General features: G+C 44.4%; 13 protein-coding genes. All 13 read left to right on the top strand.

What is annotated here, in order from left to right:
• Positions 1 to 199: 199 nt before the first annotated feature.
• Positions 200 to 835, top strand: a complete 636-nt coding sequence (locus DCC82_RS10860) for a Bax inhibitor-1/YccA family protein (RefSeq protein ID WP_081189222.1) — start codon at positions 200 to 202, stop codon at positions 833 to 835.
• 210 nt (positions 836 to 1,045) lie between these two features.
• Positions 1,046 to 1,828 carry a hydroxypyruvate isomerase gene (hyi, locus tag DCC82_RS10855; protein WP_097354590.1) on the top strand — a complete coding sequence of 261 codons (783 nt, stop codon included), beginning with the start codon at positions 1,046 to 1,048 and terminating at the stop codon, positions 1,826 to 1,828.
• A gap of 37 nt (positions 1,829 to 1,865) precedes the next feature.
• Positions 1,866 to 2,777 carry an NAD(P)-dependent oxidoreductase gene (locus tag DCC82_RS10850; RefSeq protein ID WP_097354589.1) on the top strand — a complete coding sequence of 304 codons (912 nt, stop codon included), beginning with the start codon at positions 1,866 to 1,868 and terminating at the stop codon, positions 2,775 to 2,777.
• Positions 2,778 to 2,942: 165 nt separating this feature from the next.
• Complete coding sequence (locus tag DCC82_RS10845) at positions 2,943 to 4,274, top strand: FAD-binding oxidoreductase (RefSeq protein WP_097354588.1); 1,332 nt, start codon at positions 2,943 to 2,945, stop codon at positions 4,272 to 4,274.
• 1 nt (position 4,275) lies between these two features.
• The gene (locus tag DCC82_RS10840) at positions 4,276 to 5,634 is read left to right on the top strand and encodes a (Fe-S)-binding protein (RefSeq protein ID WP_062756015.1); all 1,359 of its coding nucleotides are present in this window, start codon (positions 4,276 to 4,278) and stop codon (positions 5,632 to 5,634) included.
• Positions 5,631 to 7,088 (top strand): FAD-binding oxidoreductase, encoded by a 1,458-nt coding sequence (locus DCC82_RS10835; RefSeq protein WP_015864086.1) that lies wholly within the window; start codon positions 5,631 to 5,633, stop codon positions 7,086 to 7,088. Before DCC82_RS10840 ends, DCC82_RS10835 begins: the two co-directional genes overlap by 4 nt.
• 115 nt (positions 7,089 to 7,203) lie before the next feature.
• Positions 7,204 to 9,387: a malate synthase G gene (locus tag DCC82_RS10830; protein WP_097354587.1), complete on the top strand. Its 2,184-nt coding sequence runs from the start codon at positions 7,204 to 7,206 to the stop codon at positions 9,385 to 9,387.
• Between the two features lie 190 nt (positions 9,388 to 9,577).
• Complete coding sequence (locus DCC82_RS10825; RefSeq protein ID WP_097354586.1) at positions 9,578 to 10,786, top strand: NAD(P)-dependent malic enzyme; 1,209 nt, start codon at positions 9,578 to 9,580, stop codon at positions 10,784 to 10,786.
• 266 nt (positions 10,787 to 11,052) lie between these two features.
• Entirely contained in the window at positions 11,053 to 11,823 is a 771-nt protein-coding gene (locus DCC82_RS10820; protein ID WP_015864083.1) for an IclR family transcriptional regulator, read from the top strand.
• A 118-nt stretch (positions 11,824 to 11,941) separates the two neighbouring features.
• Positions 11,942 to 14,200, top strand: a complete 2,259-nt coding sequence (locus DCC82_RS10815) for a DEAD/DEAH box helicase (RefSeq protein ID WP_062677382.1) — start codon at positions 11,942 to 11,944, stop codon at positions 14,198 to 14,200.
• Positions 14,201 to 14,217: 17 nt separating this feature from the next.
• Positions 14,218 to 15,483 (top strand): ribonuclease H-like domain-containing protein, encoded by a 1,266-nt coding sequence (locus tag DCC82_RS10810; RefSeq protein ID WP_097354585.1) that lies wholly within the window; start codon positions 14,218 to 14,220, stop codon positions 15,481 to 15,483.
• Positions 15,484 to 15,827: 344 nt separating this feature from the next.
• A complete protein-coding gene (locus tag DCC82_RS10805) occupies positions 15,828 to 16,061 on the top strand; it encodes a CotD family spore coat protein (protein WP_015864080.1) in 234 nt (77 codons plus the stop codon).
• A gap of 66 nt (positions 16,062 to 16,127) precedes the next feature.
• Entirely contained in the window at positions 16,128 to 16,679 is a 552-nt protein-coding gene (locus tag DCC82_RS10800) for an SLOG family protein (protein ID WP_097354584.1), read from the top strand.
• Positions 16,680 to 16,734 lie beyond the last annotated feature (55 nt).

Here is a 16,734-nt window from a genome sequence, read left to right as displayed (position 1 = left end):
GTCAACCAGCCGAACGCGGCAGCCAATTAGGCTAGTTGCAAGCCCACGGCTTTAGCCGTTGGGTAGTTGACGGTCAAATATGATAAACTAAGTAGAAAAAGGAGGATGTAAGGGATTTTGTCGAAAAATATTTTTTGGACACCCCTGAGAGGCCGAAAAGCCTTGATAGATCAACATTTCTAGAGGGAGGAATGTATAATTGAATTATTCAACAACGTATTCATCTAGTCCCATTGCTAAACTGACAACCACATTTTTTTTAGCATTGGCAGTGGCAACAGGGGGTCTTTACATCGGTCAATGGATTCCAATAGGGATGTATTTGCCGCTTACAATACTTGAGATCATTTTATTAATGGTCATGGTGTTTGCCCGCAGCAAAAAAGCGGTCGGCTATCCGCTTATGTACAGCTTTATGCTCGTATCTGGCGCGACGCTATATCCACTCATCGGGCACTACGTTGCCGTTATTGGCGCTGAAGCGGTACTTAAGGCGTTTGCGCTGGCGGTTGTTTCGTTTTCCGGCGTAGCGATTTATGCAGCGAAAACGAAAGAAGATTTTTCGTTTCTTGGCGGTTTTTTAACATTAGGCGCATTTGCGCTGCTTGGCCTTCTCATTATCCAATGGTTCATCCCATTTTCTAGCGTTGGACAAATGGGGATTTCCGCGTTAGGAATTCTCATTTTTCTAGGCTTTACCATTTATGATATCAACCGCCTTTCCCGCCATGGTTTTACGGAAGCGGAAATTCCAATGATTGTTGTTAACATTTATCTTGATTTTATTAACTTGTTTATTTACATTTTGCGCTTTTTTTCCAGTGATGAAGATTGATCGAGCTTTATACAAAAAGGACTGTTTTCCCTGCATGTCAGGGGAACAGTCCTTTTTCATTATAAAAGCATCCTCAACCCAACGACCGTATGGTTCGTTATCCGAATCTCCAGAAGGTGCTTCAATGGATTAAACGTTTGTTCAAATAAGCAGGAATATAGCACTTCGAGCGAGAATTGTAAGCAATAATTGGAAAGGAGGAAAGAAAGAATGAATCGATTTGCCGTTAACGTATCGACAATTTTTACAGAAGTGCCGTTTCTAGAGCGGTTTCAAAAGGCGAGAGAGTGCGGTTTTTCGCTCGTGGAATGCCAATTTCCATACGAATATCCGATCGAACGCATTCGCGATGAGCTTCATCAGAACCAATTGTCTCTCGTGTTAATCAATTTGCCGCCAGGAAATTGGGAAAAAGGAGATAGAGGAATCGCGATTTTCCCAGATCGGACGGCCGAGTTTCAGCGTTCCGTGGAAGAAGGAATTCGGTATGCGACCGAGTTGAACGTTCCGTATATCCATTGTATGGCGGGAGTGCTTCCAGCCGATTTAGACAGGCAAAAGGCGAAAGAAACGTACATGCGCCATCTTTATGATGCGGCAAAAGAAATGGCGAACCATTCGTTAACGCTTTTAATTGAACCGATCAATCCGTTTGATATGCCGAATTATTTTTTGACGAATATTCATGAAGCCGTTTCGATGATTAAAGAAATTGGGATGGCAAACATCAAACTTCAATACGATTTTTATCATATGCAGCGGATTCAAGGAAACTTAGCGGCGACATTTGAAACGTATTTTGAATGGATTGCACATGTACAAATTGCTGACGTTCCAGGACGGCACGAGCCGGGAACGGGAGAAATTCGCTATGAATATATTTTTCGTCATTTAGAGAAATGTGGATATAAAGGGACGATCGGTCTTGAATATATTCCATCGGGAAAAAGCGAACAAAGTTTTCATTGGCGTACGTTATACGCTTGTCATTGATTTGGAGTGAAAAACAGAAGGGGGAAGTATCGCCGCAATGGAGACGAAGGAAATGAAGGTTGGATTTATTGGCACAGGCGTGATGGGAGCGAGAATGGTAAAACGGCTGCTTGCTGCAGACTATCTAGTTACTGTATACAATCGTTCGATCGAAAAAACAGAACCGTTAGTAAAGCTGGGTGCAAAAAGAGCCGGCACAATTGCGGAGTTGGCGCAGTGTTCGAATGTCATTTGCACATGTTTATCGATGCCGGATGATGTCATCGATGTTTATTTGCAAAAAGGCGGTGTGATCGAAAGCGCGTGGCCGGGTACGATTTGCCTTGATTTTACGACAGTAGGACCGGATACGAGTAGAATGGTCGCAAACGAAGCGGAAGGGAAGGGGATATATTTTCTGGATGCCCCGGTAAGCGGCGGGCCAGAAGGAGCGGAACAAGGTACATTAACGATTATGGTCGGTGGAGTGAAATCTGCTTGGGAGCGAGTATTGCCGCTTCTTAACGTGCTTGGCGAAATGGTGGAATATTTAGGTCCGAGCGGTTCGGGAAGCGTGGCAAAACTAATCAATCAATATCTTGTTGCGGTGCATTCTGTTGCCGCTTCAGAGGCGATGGTCGCTGGGACAGCGCTTGGACTAGATGCCGAGCAGCTTTACCGAATTTTGAAAGCGAGCTACGGAGACAGCCGCATGCTTCGCAGGCATATGGAGCAATATGTTTTACCGCGCAAGTTCGAACCAGGCGGAGCGGTGAAATATGTACATAAAGATGCCCGTTTAGCTAATCAGTTAATGGGCGCAATTGGGATAAAGCGATTTTTAGGCCAAATTGCGGAAGAGGTGTTTGCTAGTGCGATGGAACAAGGATTATCCGATTTGGATATGTCCGCAGTCATCCAGCCGCTAGAAAAGCGGTGCAATGTGACAGTGAAAAAGAACGAAATGTAAACAGAATTATTCATCAATTTGAAAAATTTATTGAAAAATATGAAAATGGATGGTTTAATAATAATAAAATTATTGTACAGAGGTTCAGCTTCAGAAATTCATATATTTTTTTACAAGTTTAAAGAAACAGCGTTTCTTATTACGAAACAACAGGAGGTGCAAAGCGTGCTGCCATTAGAATGGAAAGACGATCTAACAGCGTTTCTATCGGAAAAACAAGTACAGACGGGGGAATATCAGCCACATCCGCTCGGCAACAGCGGCAATGTGACTGTATATCCACAATCAGAAGAGGAAATTTCATCCATTTTACGTTATGCAAACAGCCATGGAAAAAAAGTTTGTATTGTTGGCGGAGGAACAAAGCGAGGGTTTGGCGGACAAGTTGAATGTGTGGATATTTTGCTTTCTTTGGCAAACTATAGCGGCATTGTCGAGCATGCCGCTGCGGATATGACAGTGACGGTCAAATCAGGGACGGTGTTTCAAAAACTGCAAGATTACTTGGCAGAATACCGCCAAAAAGTTGCGATTGACCCTGTGTGGCCGCAATATGCGACGATCGGCGGCGTCATTGCGGCGAACGACAGCGGTCCAAAGCGGCTCGGTTACGGTTCCGCGCGCGATAGTGTCATTGGTTTGCGCACGGTGTATCCGGATGGAACGGTGATTCGTTCCGGAGGGAAAGTCGTTAAAAATGTGGCGGGTTATGATATGAACAAGCTGTTTATCGGTGCGATGGGAACGCTTGGTGTGATATCGGAAATAACGCTAAAACTTCGCCCGCTTCCGAAATATGAAAGCCTCGTATTGCTATCATTTCCATCAGGGAATTTAGAAGAAGTCCGTTCATTTGCGATTCAATTTCTTGATTCAATGATGGAACCAGTCTGTTTCGAGTTATTGAGTCCGTCGTTGTCGGAACGGCTCATCGGCCAGCGTGCTTATACGTTGGCGATGGCGTTTGAAGACGTCAAAAGAGCCGTTCATTACCAGGAGGAATTTGTAAAGCGTCTGCAGCCTCCTAATACAGCGATCCGTATTCTTCCACAAGAAGAAGCAAAATCGTTTTGGCAAACGTTTTATACGATCGGTCCGAATGGGGCGATGCCGTATGAGCCAGTCGGAAACGAAATCGAAGCAGCGGTGAAAATCGGTGTCGTGAATTTAGATGTTATTCATATCATTCGTGAAAGCGACTTACTGCAAGAGATCTGTCATGTTCATATAGAGGCGCACGGCGGGCTAGGACATGGACTATGTCAAGTATATATGAAAGGAGAAAGCGAGTCGATCATTGCAGCGATCGAACGGCTGCGGATGGCGGCGACAGGCTTGGGCGGATATGCGATTGTGAAGCATTTGCCGTTTTCACTGCGAAAGCGCGTTGATGTGTGGGGAGAAAAGCCATCGTATTTTTTCCTGCTCGATGGAATTAAACGAAAAATCGATCCAAATCGAATATTGAACAATCAACGGTTTGTCGGAGGGATATAAGATGAGTTTGCGAGAAAGTGAGATAAAAAGCGGACCGGCATGTGCGACTGTTAGTCTTGGAAACTATCGTTTTAGTGATCCTCCTGATCCTAGCAAATGGGCTGACTGCGTTCATTGCGGCATGTGCTTAGAATCGTGCCCGACATACGAACAAACCGGTCAAGAACAACATTCGCCGCGCGGACGCGTGCATTTGATGAAATCGGTAGCAGAAGGGAAGTTAGAGATTACAGAAGATTTGATTGATCCCATTTTTATGTGTCTAGATTGTCGGGCTTGCACAACTGCGTGCCCTGCCGATGTCGATGTCGGCGGATTGATTGAAGAAGTACGCGGACAAATCCGGCAAGCGATTCCGCTGACAGGATGGAAAGCGTTTGTCAACAATTTCTTCTTAAAAGGTGTATTTCCGCATCCATCCCGTCTTCATCTGCTCGGGAGTTTGTTAAAGCTATATCAAAAAAGCGGACTGCAGACGATCGCACGCAAGACGAAACTGCTTCACATCATGCCGAAGCATCTAGTGGAGATGGAAGCGATTTTGCCGGAAGCAGGCGTGCCGGTCCGAAAAAAATATAAACATATGAATGTCATTAAAGCAAAAGGAGAAACGAAACATACGGTCGCGCTTTTAACAGGATGCGTCATGGATGTAATGTTCAGCGATATTAACGAGGCGACGATTCGCGTGTTGACACGAAACGGAAACGATGTCGTCATTCCGCAAAATCAAACGTGCTGCGGGGCGCTTCATGTGCATGCAGGGGACCGCGAGATGGGCCGGAAGCTTGCCAAACAAAATATTGAAGCATTTCAACATGCAGACCGCGTGATCGTGAACGCGGCAGGGTGTGGCTCTATGTTAAAGGAATATCCAGAGTTGTTCCGCAACGATCCAGAGTGGCGGGAAAAAGCGGAAGATTTTTCCCGTAAAGTCGAAGATATTTCAAAATATTTGCATGATACGGGGTATGAAAAGCCGAAAGCGGAATTAAATGTGCGCATTACGTACCATGACGCTTGCCATTTGGCGCACGGCCAAGGAATTCGTCAAGAACCGCGCACGATTTTATCGAGCATTCCGGGAGTGGAAATGGTTTCGATGCCAAACGCCGACCGCTGCTGCGGAAGCGCGGGAATTTATAATCTTACCCATCCGGATATGGCAAGCGCCGTATTGGAAAGCAAAATGGAAAACGTTCCAGAAGATGTGGAACTTATTACAATGGGGAATCCTGGATGCATGTTGCAAATGGCGATGGGAGTTTTGAAATACGGCCGAAATCAAAAAGTCGTTCATACCGTACAGCTCCTAGACTGGGCATATCAAAAAGAAGACGGAAAGGAGGTACGTGTATGAGAAAAAAGGGAATACAAACAAATGATCCGCATATTCAAGCGTTAGCTCGCATTGTCGGCGGTGAAAAATCGATTTTGTACAAAAAAGAAGATTTGATTGCCTATGACTGCGACGGATTTACCGTTCACCGCCATTTGCCGAAAGCGGTTGTGTTCCCGAAAAATACGGAAGAAGTCGCTGCCATTGTGAAATATTGTCATGAGCATGATTTGCCGTTTCTTGCCCGTGGGGCAGGGACGGGATTAAGCGGTGGCGCGATTCCGTTAAACGGGGAAGTGATCATTAGCTTAGTCCGGATGAAACGGCTCATTAGCGTCGATTTAGAAAACCGCCGCGCGGTTGTCGAGCCTGGATTTGTTAACTTAAAATTAACCAACTCCATTTCCGACAGAGGATACTATTATGCTCCAGATCCATCGAGTCAATATTGCTGCACGATTGGCGGAAATGTTGCCGAAAACGCCGGCGGTGCGCATTGTCTAAAATATGGCGTCACGACCAACCACATTTTAGGGCTCGAAGTCGTACTTCCGAACGGAGAAATTATCGAAATCGGCGAAAACGGCATTCCTGATCCGCCGGGATATGACTTATTAGGATTGTTGACCGGTTCGGAAGGGACGTTAGGGATTGTCACAAAAATAACGGTACGCATTTTAAAGAATCCGGAAGCGAAACAGACGGTGCTCGCTTATTTTGACCGCGTGGAGGATGCAAGTCAAGCCGTTTCCGACATCATCGCTGCGGGAATGGTTCCGGCAGCGCTGGAGATGATGGATCAAACGGCGATCGAAGGAGTGGAGGCGGCTGCTTTTCCAGTGGGGCATCCGAAAGATATTGAGGCGCTTCTTTTGATTGAAGTCGACGGCATTTCTGCAGGAATTCCCGAACAAATCGAAGAGATTTTGCGCATTTGCCGAAACCGAAATGTCCGGGAAGTAAAAGTGGCGCAAACAGAAGAAGAGCGGGCGCGCTGGTGGGCAAACCGGAAAACGGGATTTGGCGCGATGGGTGCGATTTCTCCAGATTATTTAGTGCAAGATGGAGTCATCCCGCGCAGCAAGCTGCCAGAAGTGTTAAAAAACATTCAAGAAATCAGCAAAAAGTATGGGTTGCGCATCGCGAATATCTTCCATGCCGGCGATGGAAATCTTCATCCGCTCGTTTTATTTGATGCGAGCAAACCGGGAGAAACAGAAAAGGCGCTTGCTGCGGGAAGCGAATGCCTGCGAGCATGTGCAGCCGTCGGTGGATCGATTACAGGAGAACATGGGGTTGGCATTGAGAAAAAAGAAGAAATGCGCTTTATTTTTAACGATGAAGAAATTCTTGCACAAACGGACATTCGCGATGTGTTTAATCCAAAAAACTTGTTGAATGCTGGAAAGCTGTTCCCGACGCCGGGGCGGTGCGTGGAGGTAAAGAGAGAGAAAAAACAACCGCAACTGTTATAAATTGCATGAAAATTATTGAAATATCTTCCGCTCCATGCTATGATTTTTTTAAAATAATTACAAAACATCGTTTCGTAATAAGAAACGAATAAGTTTGATATGGAGGAGAGGGAAAATGGGGGAATACGTAAAAGTAGGAAATCTTCAAGTGGCAAAACTATTTTATGAGTTTATGAACGATGAAGTACTTCCGGGAAGTGAAGTGAACAAAGAAAAGTTTTGGAAAGACTTTGAAACCCTTATTGCGGATTTAACGCCGAAAAACAAAGCGCTTCTTGCGCGCCGCGATGAGCTTCAAGCAAAAATCAATGAATGGCATAAAGAGCACCGCGGCAATTTTGATATGGAAAAATATAAAGCATTTTTAACAGATATCGGTTATTTAGAGCCAGAAGTGGATGATTTCGAGATTACAACTGAAGGAGTAGACGAGGAAATCGCTGTTCAAGCGGGTCCGCAGTTGGTCGTTCCGCTTACGAACGCGCGTTATGCATTAAACGCGGCAAACGCCCGCTGGGGAAGCCTTTACGATGCCTTATATGGAACGGATGCGATCAGTGAAGAAGATGGCGCGGAACGCGGCGATTCCTACAATCCGGTCCGCGGGGCAAAAGTGATTGCCTATGCGCGCGAATTTCTCGATCAAGCCGTACCATTGAAAGAATATTCTCATAAAGATGCCGTTCAATATGCGGTAGTGGATGGAAAACTAGTGGTATCTGTTGAAGGCGGAAGCACAACAACGCTAAAAGAGGAAGAAAAATTCATTGGGTTCCAAGGAAATCCGGAAAATCCGACAGCAATCTTGTTAAAAAATAACGGTCTTCACATTGAAATTCAAATCGACCGCAACCATCCTGTCGGGAAAACGGATAAAGCAGGGGTAAAAGATATTTATTTAGAAGCGGCCGTTACGACCATTATGGATGGTGAAGACTCGGTAGCAGCGGTAGATGCAGAAGATAAAGTGCTCGTATACCGCAATTTGCTCGGCCTTGTCAAAGGGGATTTGACGTCTACGTTTACGAAAGGCGGAAAAACGATTACACGTGCGCTTAACCCGGACCGCGTTTATCGAACAACAGATGGCAAAGAAATTACGCTGCCGGGCCGTTCGCTTATGTTCGTCCGCAACGTTGGCCATTTAATGACGAACAACACGATTTTGGACGCAAACGGCGAAGAAGTATATGAAGGAATTATGGATGCGGTCGTGACAAGTTTAATTATGAAACATTCTCTTCTTGGCAACACCCGTTACTTAAATTCTCGCAAAGGCTCGATCTATATCGTAAAACCAAAAATGCATGGTTCGGAAGAGGTCGCGTTCGCAAATGAGTTATTTGACCGCGTTGAAGATATGCTTGGATTGAAACGCAACACGATTAAAATCGGTGTCATGGACGAAGAACGCCGCACGACATTGAACTTGAAAAACTGCATTTATCAAGTTAGAGATCGCATCATCTTTATTAACACAGGCTTTTTAGATCGGACAGGGGATGAAATCCATACGTCAATGGAAGCCGGTCCGATGATTCGCAAAAATGACATGAAAACATCGGTATGGCTGCAAGCTTATGAAAAATCGAATGTAACGATCGGCTTAGCTGCTGGATTCCAAGGGCGCGCCCAAATTGGAAAAGGAATGTGGGCAATGCCGGATATGATGGCGGAAATGCTGAAGCAAAAAGGCGGACAGCTAAAAGCAGGCGCGAATACGGCATGGGTGCCTTCGCCGACAGCCGCGACGCTTCATGCGCTGCATTATCATCAAGTTAATGTGGCAGAAGTACAAAATGAATTGCGAAAAGAACGGAAAGATTACCGTGATGAAATTTTACAAATTCCGGTCGCTGTAAATCCACAATGGACGCCGGAAGAAATTCAAGAAGAGCTGGATAACAACTGCCAAGGCATACTCGGCTATGTGGTGCGCTGGATCGATCAAGGTATCGGATGTTCGAAAGTGCCGGATATTAATAATATCGGGTTAATGGAAGACCGCGCGACATTGCGAATTTCCAGCCAGCATATTGCAAACTGGCTCCATCACGGCATTTGCACGAAAGAACAAGTATTAGAAACATTAAAACGTATGGCGAAAGTCGTTGACGAACAAAACGCTGGCGATCCGAACTATCGTCCAATGGCTCCGGACTATGACAACTCGGTCGCATTCCAAGCAGCGTGCGATTTAATATTTAAAGGTTATGAACAGCCTAACGGTTATACGGAGCCGATTTTGCATCGCCGTCGTTTAGAAGCGAAAGCAAAATATGCAGCCGTTCAACAATAAAAAATAGGCTGAACAAGGGCATTTTCATCTGGATGAATGCCCTTGTTCATAAATATCATTAAATTATTCCGAAAATTCAAAAAATAAATAAGGAGGTGCAAACCCTAGTTACTACACATGTCGCAGCACGAAAGGCAGCAATAAGGCGGCAGGAGTGGGACAAGAAAGGGTTAGTAGCTAGGTAGAGAACATGCGGAACCTTCGGGAAAAATCGCTATTGGTTCATCAACAAACAAAAGGAAAGTTGCGTGTGGATGTTAAAGTTTCGGTAGAAAACGCAGATGATTTGAGTGTCATCTATTCTCCAGGAGTGGCGGAACCATGCAAAGCGATTCATGCAAATCCGGAATCGATTTATGATTATACGATGAAAGGAAACTTTGTGGCGGTTGTTTCCGATGGATCTGCGGTATTAGGATTAGGAAATATTGGAGCAAAAGCATCTATGCCTGTTATGGAAGGGAAAGCCGCCTTATTTAAAGCGTTTGCCGGCATTGATGCCGTGCCACTTTGTATTAACACAAATGATCCGGAACAAATTATTCAAACGGTAAAATTGTTAGAGCCGACGTTTGGCGGAATTAATTTGGAGGACATTGCTGCGCCAAACTGCTTTTTGATCGAGGAACGCCTTAAGCAAGAACTGTCTATACCAGTATTTCATGATGATCAGCATGGGACAGCGATTGTAATCGCCGCCGGATTGACCAATGCATTGAAGGTCGCGCAAAAGCGTTTGAGCGATTGTAAAGTGGTTGTAAACGGAGCGGGTGCTGCCGGAATTGCGGTCGCAAAACTGCTTCTTTCTATGGGAGTAGATGATCTCATTTTATGCGATTCAAAAGGGGCTATTTATGAAAATCGTCCGCACGGAATGAACGCAATAAAAGAATCGCTGGCAAAAGTAACGAATCGAAACCGTGTGCAAGGGTCTTTAAAAGAGGTCATTAAAGGAGCCGATATATTTATTGGGGTTTCTGTCGCAGGAGCGTTAACGCAGGAAATGGTTCGCTCCATGAACGACAATCCTATTGTTTTTGCGCTGGCCAATCCTGTTCCGGAAATTATGCCGGATGACGCAAAAGCTGCTGGTGCTGCAGTCGTAGCAACGGGAAGATCGGATCTTCCAAACCAAGTGAATAACGTCCTTGCCTTTCCGGGTGTTTTTAAAGGGGCGTTGCAAGTGAGAGCTTCTGAAATTAATGAAGAAATGAAACTGGCTGCTGTGGATGCCATTGCCAATTTAATCAGTCCGGAAGAATTAACGGGCGATTATGTCATTCCGAATCCGTTTGATAAGCGCGTTGTGGAAGCCGTGGCAGATGCCGTTGCGCGCGCGGCGATAAGAACGGGAGTTGCAAGAAAAACTGTTGAAATAAAGCAGGATAACGTCATTTGAAAGAAGTAATTTCCGTAGAAGGCAATATACAATCGTTATAGAAGATGACATGGAAGCCGGGGATGTTATTTTAACAGCAAGCCCAGTCGGTGCCGATGTGATTGAATGAGAAATCGGTGATTAGAACGCTTCGACTCCGTTTGTGACGGCCTGGGAGCGGATAAAACATTTAAATATGCTGCCGATTGCGACCGATCCACTATTGGGTAATGCCCGGCAATAAGTGTATAATGACAATGGATGAAGGAATATTAGAGGTGAACAAGATGGAAAGAGAAAATTTAGTGAAATCGGTAAGCCGGGCATTACATATTATCGATATCGTTAGTTCCGAAAAAGATGGATTAGGCGTGACGGAAATTGCTAAACAAATGGATATTAATAAAAGTTCTGTGTATCGTATTTTGTCAACGCTAGCTCAATATGGGTATATCGAACAAGATAAGGAAACGGAACGGTACAAACTTGGCTATAAATTTTTGGATATTAGTTCCAAATTGCTCGAATCGATTGATTTGCGGCGAGAAGCAAAACCGTACTTGCGAGAGTTGGAAAAAGAAACGAACGAAGTCATTCATCTTGTCGTATACGATCAAGGAGAAGTCATTTATATTGAAAAATTAGAAGGAACAGAAACGTTGCGGATGCATTCAAAAGTAGGAAAAAGGGCGCCGATGCATTGCACGGGGGTTGGAAAAGCTATTCTTGCCCATTTGCCTTTAAATGTAGTGCTAGAGATCATCGATCGAAAAGGATTGCCAAAACATACGGATTTTACGATTACGGACCGGAATGAGCTTCTAAAAGAACTAGAGAAAGTAAAGCAAAAAGGGTATGCGCTTGATTTAGAAGAAAACGAGTACGGAATTCGTTGTATTGCTGTTCCTATTTTTGATTATACTGGAAGCGTTGTTGCCGCGGTCAGTATTTCTGGTCCGACGATTCGCATGACAGACGAACGAATAGAAAAACTTCAGGAACGCATTCGGCATATTGGCAGGCAGATATCCGAAAGACTTGGATATAGACAAAAATAGACATATCGCTCGGCAGCAAACTGCCGAGCCTTTTTATTGTGAATAAAGTCATTTTTCTTGGCAATATCTCTATTCTTTCTATTAAAATAGAAAGATGAAATCATTGAGGTGAGCTGATATGAAGAAAAAAAGCTTATTCGAATTGATAGAACAATTGCGAAACGATCCGAATGTCGTGTATTGGCATGAAATCGAACCACAAGAAGCGAACACCGTTCCGATGCCGGAGCATCTTGATTTGCGTTTACGAACAGCGCTCGAAAAGCGCGGCATCGCTTCTCTTTATACACATCAGGCAGCCGCTTATGAAGCGGTGCAAAACGGAAAAAATATTGTTGCCGTTACTCCGACTGCTTCAGGGAAAACGCTTTGCTACAATTTACCTGTACTGCAAGCGATCGCAGAAAATGAACATAGCCGGGCGCTTTATTTATTTCCGACAAAAGCGCTCGCGCAAGATCAAAAAAGCGAATTGCACGAAATCATTGAGGAAATGGGCGTTCCGATTCATAGTTATACATATGATGGCGATACAGCGCCAGGCATTCGCCAAAAAATTCGCAAAGCTGGCCATATTGTCATGACAAATCCGGATATGCTGCATTCTGCGATTTTGCCGCATCATACGAAATGGGTGGCGTTATTCGAAAATTTGCGGTATGTCGTCATCGATGAGCTTCATACGTATCGCGGTGTGTTTGGAAGCCACGTGGCAAACGTCATCCGCCGATTGAAGCGCATTTGTCAGTTTTACGGAAGCAAGCCGATCTTTATTTGCACATCAGCGACGATTGCCAATCCGAAAGAACTAGCCGAACGCCTGACAGGGGAGCCAATGACATTGATTGATAATAACGGGGCGCCGCGCGGAAGAAAACATTTTGTTTTTTATAATCCGCCGGTTGTTCATCAACCTCTTAATATTCGCAAAAGCGCTACGGTCGAAGTAAACCGGCTAGCAAAACAGTTTTTAGAAAACGGCATTCAAACAATTGTATTTGCCCGCAGCCGTGTGCGTGTCGAGCTGATTTTAAGCCATCTTCAAGAACTTATTAAAGATCAATTGGGCGCCAAAACGATTCGTGGGTATCGCGGCGGTTATTTGCCAAAAGAAAGACGGGAAATCGAAAAAGGATTACGGAGCGGGGAAATTATCGGAGTTGTTAGCACGAACGCGCTTGAACTTGGCGTCGATATTGGCCAGCTGCAAGTATGTATCATGACAGGATATCCCGGCACGGTCGCAAGCACATGGCAGCAGGCAGGAAGAGCTGGCAGACGTCACGGCGATTCCCTTGTCATTATGGTAGCGAGCTCTAGTCCGATTGACCAGTACATTGTGCAGCATCCGGAGTATTTCTTTGGCCGTTCTCCGGAAACGGCGCGCATCAACCCAGACAACATGCTGATTCTTGTCGATCATCTCAAATGCGCTGCATATGAACTTCCTTTCCGTCAAGGGGAAAAGTTTGGCGACCTCGAAGTGGAAGAAGTGCTTGAGTTTTTAACAGAACAAAAAGTATTGCATTACCGTGCAGGCAAATGGTATTGGATGAGCGATGCGTTTCCGGCGCATGATATTAGCTTGCGTTCTGCATCCCAAGAGAATGTCGTCATTATCGATATTTCGAAAACTGGCAACCATCGCGTCATCGGCGAGATGGATCGATTTAGTGCAATGACGTTATTGCACGAAGAGGCGATCTATCTTCATGAAGGTGTGCAATATCAAGTGGAAAAGCTTGATTGGGAAGAAAAAAAGGCATATGTTCGGGAAGTGAACGTAGAATATTTTACGGATGCGAATTTAGCTGTACAGCTTCATGTATTAGAAGAAGACCGCAACGAGCAAAGACAGCTGCTGAGTCTGCATTACGGCGATGTTTCTGTTCGCGCGAAGGCTACCATCTTTAAAAAAATTAAATTATCCACATTTGAAAACATTGGCTCAGGGCCGATCCATTTGCCGGAAGAAGAACTACATACGACGGCAACATGGATCGAATTAGGAGAAGAACTATCGAAAATGGACGCGCCTATGCTCGAACAAGCGCTCGTTGGCATTTCAAATGTGCTTCGTCACCTCGTACCGATGTTTGTCATGTGCGACCGCACCGATATTCACGTCGTACCACAAATGAAAGCATCTCATTCCGGAATGCCGACGATTTTTTTATACGACCGTTATCCAGGCGGCATCGGCTTATCGGAAGCGGTTTTTGAGCGGTATGATGAAATCATGGGAGAAGTGAAACATTTACTTGAACGCTGCCCGTGTGAAAATGGCTGCCCTTCTTGCATTGGGGTGATCGAGGCAAGCAATCATTCCGTGAAAAAAAACGTAATCTCATTTTTGCACAAGCTTCTAAGCAAGTAAATGAAGGGATGAACACCATGTCAATGAAGCAGAAATTAGCAAGATGGAAGGAACAACTTGCATCCCGGGCTTCCGTTCAGGAAGAACGGCCCGGTGTGCTCTTTGAAGAGCAACAAGAGAAAGAGGTTCCATTTCTTGATGAATGGCAGAAAAAACATGTGCAGCCGTTCTTTTTTGATGGGGATTATTGTTTGATTCGCGAAGTAGTATATCCGTTAGATTATCAGCATGGACGATATCGACTTGGAGAGTTTCATCATATTCATGCCCGTTGGCAAGACGCTTCTTTTACACATCCGCTTTCGAGCAAAGGGCATGAAGCGAGCGATTTATTTTTCTTTGATACGGAGACGACCGGGCTTAGCGGCGGAACGGGACATGTCATTTTTTTGCTTGGCCATGCCCGCGTATATGAAGATCGGGTTGTTGTCCGCCAGCATTTTTTGCCACACCCGGGAGCGGAAGTGGCATTGTATCAAAGTTTTTTATCGGAAGTCGACTATACAACGCTTGTTACGTATAACGGAAAAGCATTCGATTGGCCGAAAGTCAAGACGCGCCATACGCTGATTCGTGATGCTGTCCCGAAACTGCCGGCGTTTGGCCATTTCGATTTATATCACGCATCAAGGAGAATGTGGAAACAAAAGCTTGAGTCTGTTCGCCTTTCCAATGTCGAAAAAGAGATATTGCAAATTGAGCGAGAAGAAGATGTTCCCGGTTTTTTGGCGCCGATGATGTATATGGACTTTCTATCGGCGCCGCATCCTGATCGAATTTTTCCGGTATTTCTCCATAATGAACTTGATGTTTTATCGTTAATTTGCCTCTATATTCATTTATCGAAACAGCTGCTAGAAGCGCCGCAACTAAAAGATGCATTGGAACAGTTGGAAACAGCTCGTTGGCTCGAGACGTTAGGAGAAACAAATGCCGCGAAAAACGTGTATGAGCGCGTGATCGAAAAAGAAACAAAAGAATCGTGGCAGGCCAAATGGCAACTATCGCTGTTATATAAAAAAGAAAAACGGTACGAAAAAGCAGTGGACATATGGAAAGAATTATGGCAGCATGGCAGTGATACGTGGAAGATGAAAGCCGGGGTTGAATTGGCAAAAGCGTATGAACATTATTTTCGTGATGCCTATATGGCGCATCACTATGCGATCAACGTATATGAACGATGGAAAACACTATCTCGTTCCTATAAACAGCGGAATACTACACAAGAGTTAGAGTTGATCAGGCGTATAGAACGGCTTCAGCGGAAATTAAATCATTAAATATTTCCGTGGAAAGCGCAGGATGCGACAGAAAATAAAGAAAATTTGATTTTTCCATTTCGAATCTTGTAGAAAAAACAAAAAATATGTACAATTGCTTCGGGATAGATAAAAACAAACGAAATGGCGGGGAGAAAACGATGCGGAGCATGTACAAAAAAATTTTTTACTTGTTTTTTCTCGTGATATGTTTAACGTTTGTTGTGTTTAGAAACTTAACGTAATTTGGCTGTCCGTTACAGACGAATATGGAAAAATGGGTGTCTATACTAGTACATGTCCGCTCCTTTCATCATAGGCTGATATTGTAAAACATAAGCTTATGAAAAGAAAGGAGAATGGATATGCATTGCAGACCACATGTATTGGCACCGATTGTTCATCCACCAAGATGTTGTGTACAACATCATTTCCAAGCAACAATCGTACCACACATTCATCCATCACATACGACACATGTCAACCATCATCTTTTCCAACATCAGCATTATTTCCCACATACGGAGTCGGTTGTCAACCAAGTAGCCAACCAACATTGCAATTTTCCTGGTCCTGCTCCGTTCCCATGGGGATGTTAATCCCAATGAAACAGGAGCCGCCATGGCGGTTCCTGTTTTTTAGCAAAGAGAAGGAGTATAAAAACAATGAGAGTGCTTGCGATCACAGGATATAAACCGTATGAGCTGAATATTTTTTCTAATAATCATCCAGCTGTTTCCTATATTCAATTAGCGATACGTCGAAGGTTGCTTTCATTGTTAGAGGAAGGACTGGAATGGATTGTGATTAGCGGACAATTAGGGGTGGAACTTTGGGCGGCTGAAATAGCATATGACCTGCGAGTGGAATATCCTCAGTTGCAAGTTGCTATTCTTACGCCGTTTTTGAATCAAGAAGAACGATGGAATGAAATGAACCGTGAATATTATGAATGGATTGTATCGCAAGCTGATTTTGTCGACAGCATTACAAAACGGCCATACGAAAGTCCTGCACAGTTTCGCTGGAAAAATGAATGGATCGTCCGAAAAAGCGACGGTTTACTCATTGTCTATGATGAGGAAAAAGAAGGGACACCGAAATATATGTTAGAAGTTGCGAAACGAAAAGAAAATTACGCCATTTTTCCCATTACGTTTTCCGATTTACAAGCTATTATAGAAGAAGCGCAGATCAATGACAGCTCTGAGGAGTAAAAATTCTTCGAGATAAATTGAACTTCTAGCCCCCAAATTTTGATAAATATGCGAT

The sequence above is a fragment of the Geobacillus sp. LYN3 genome (genome assembly GCF_003064505.1).
In the GTDB taxonomy this organism is placed as follows: Bacteria; Bacillota; Bacilli; order Bacillales; family Anoxybacillaceae; genus Parageobacillus_B; species Parageobacillus_B toebii.
This window is presented reverse-complemented; position numbering and strand designations above follow the sequence as displayed.

Coding starts and splice junctions, on each gene's coding strand:
- DCC82_RS10820 (WP_015864083.1), top strand. CDS start 11,053: ATGGAAAGAGAAAATTTAGTGAAATCGGTAAGCCGGGCATTACATATT.
- hyi (WP_097354590.1), top strand. CDS start 1,046: ATGAATCGATTTGCCGTTAACGTATCGACAATTTTTACAGAAGTGCCG.
- DCC82_RS10800 (WP_097354584.1), top strand. CDS start 16,128: ATGAGAGTGCTTGCGATCACAGGATATAAACCGTATGAGCTGAATATT.
- DCC82_RS10850 (WP_097354589.1), top strand. CDS start 1,866: ATGGAGACGAAGGAAATGAAGGTTGGATTTATTGGCACAGGCGTGATG.
- DCC82_RS10830 (WP_097354587.1), top strand. CDS start 7,204: ATGGGGGAATACGTAAAAGTAGGAAATCTTCAAGTGGCAAAACTATTT.
- DCC82_RS10810 (WP_097354585.1), top strand. CDS start 14,218: ATGTCAATGAAGCAGAAATTAGCAAGATGGAAGGAACAACTTGCATCC.
- DCC82_RS10840 (WP_062756015.1), top strand. CDS start 4,276: ATGAGTTTGCGAGAAAGTGAGATAAAAAGCGGACCGGCATGTGCGACT.
- DCC82_RS10815 (WP_062677382.1), top strand. CDS start 11,942: ATGAAGAAAAAAAGCTTATTCGAATTGATAGAACAATTGCGAAACGAT.
- DCC82_RS10835 (WP_015864086.1), top strand. CDS start 5,631: ATGAGAAAAAAGGGAATACAAACAAATGATCCGCATATTCAAGCGTTA.
- DCC82_RS10805 (WP_015864080.1), top strand. CDS start 15,828: ATGCATTGCAGACCACATGTATTGGCACCGATTGTTCATCCACCAAGA.
- DCC82_RS10825 (WP_097354586.1), top strand. CDS start 9,578: ATGCGGAACCTTCGGGAAAAATCGCTATTGGTTCATCAACAAACAAAA.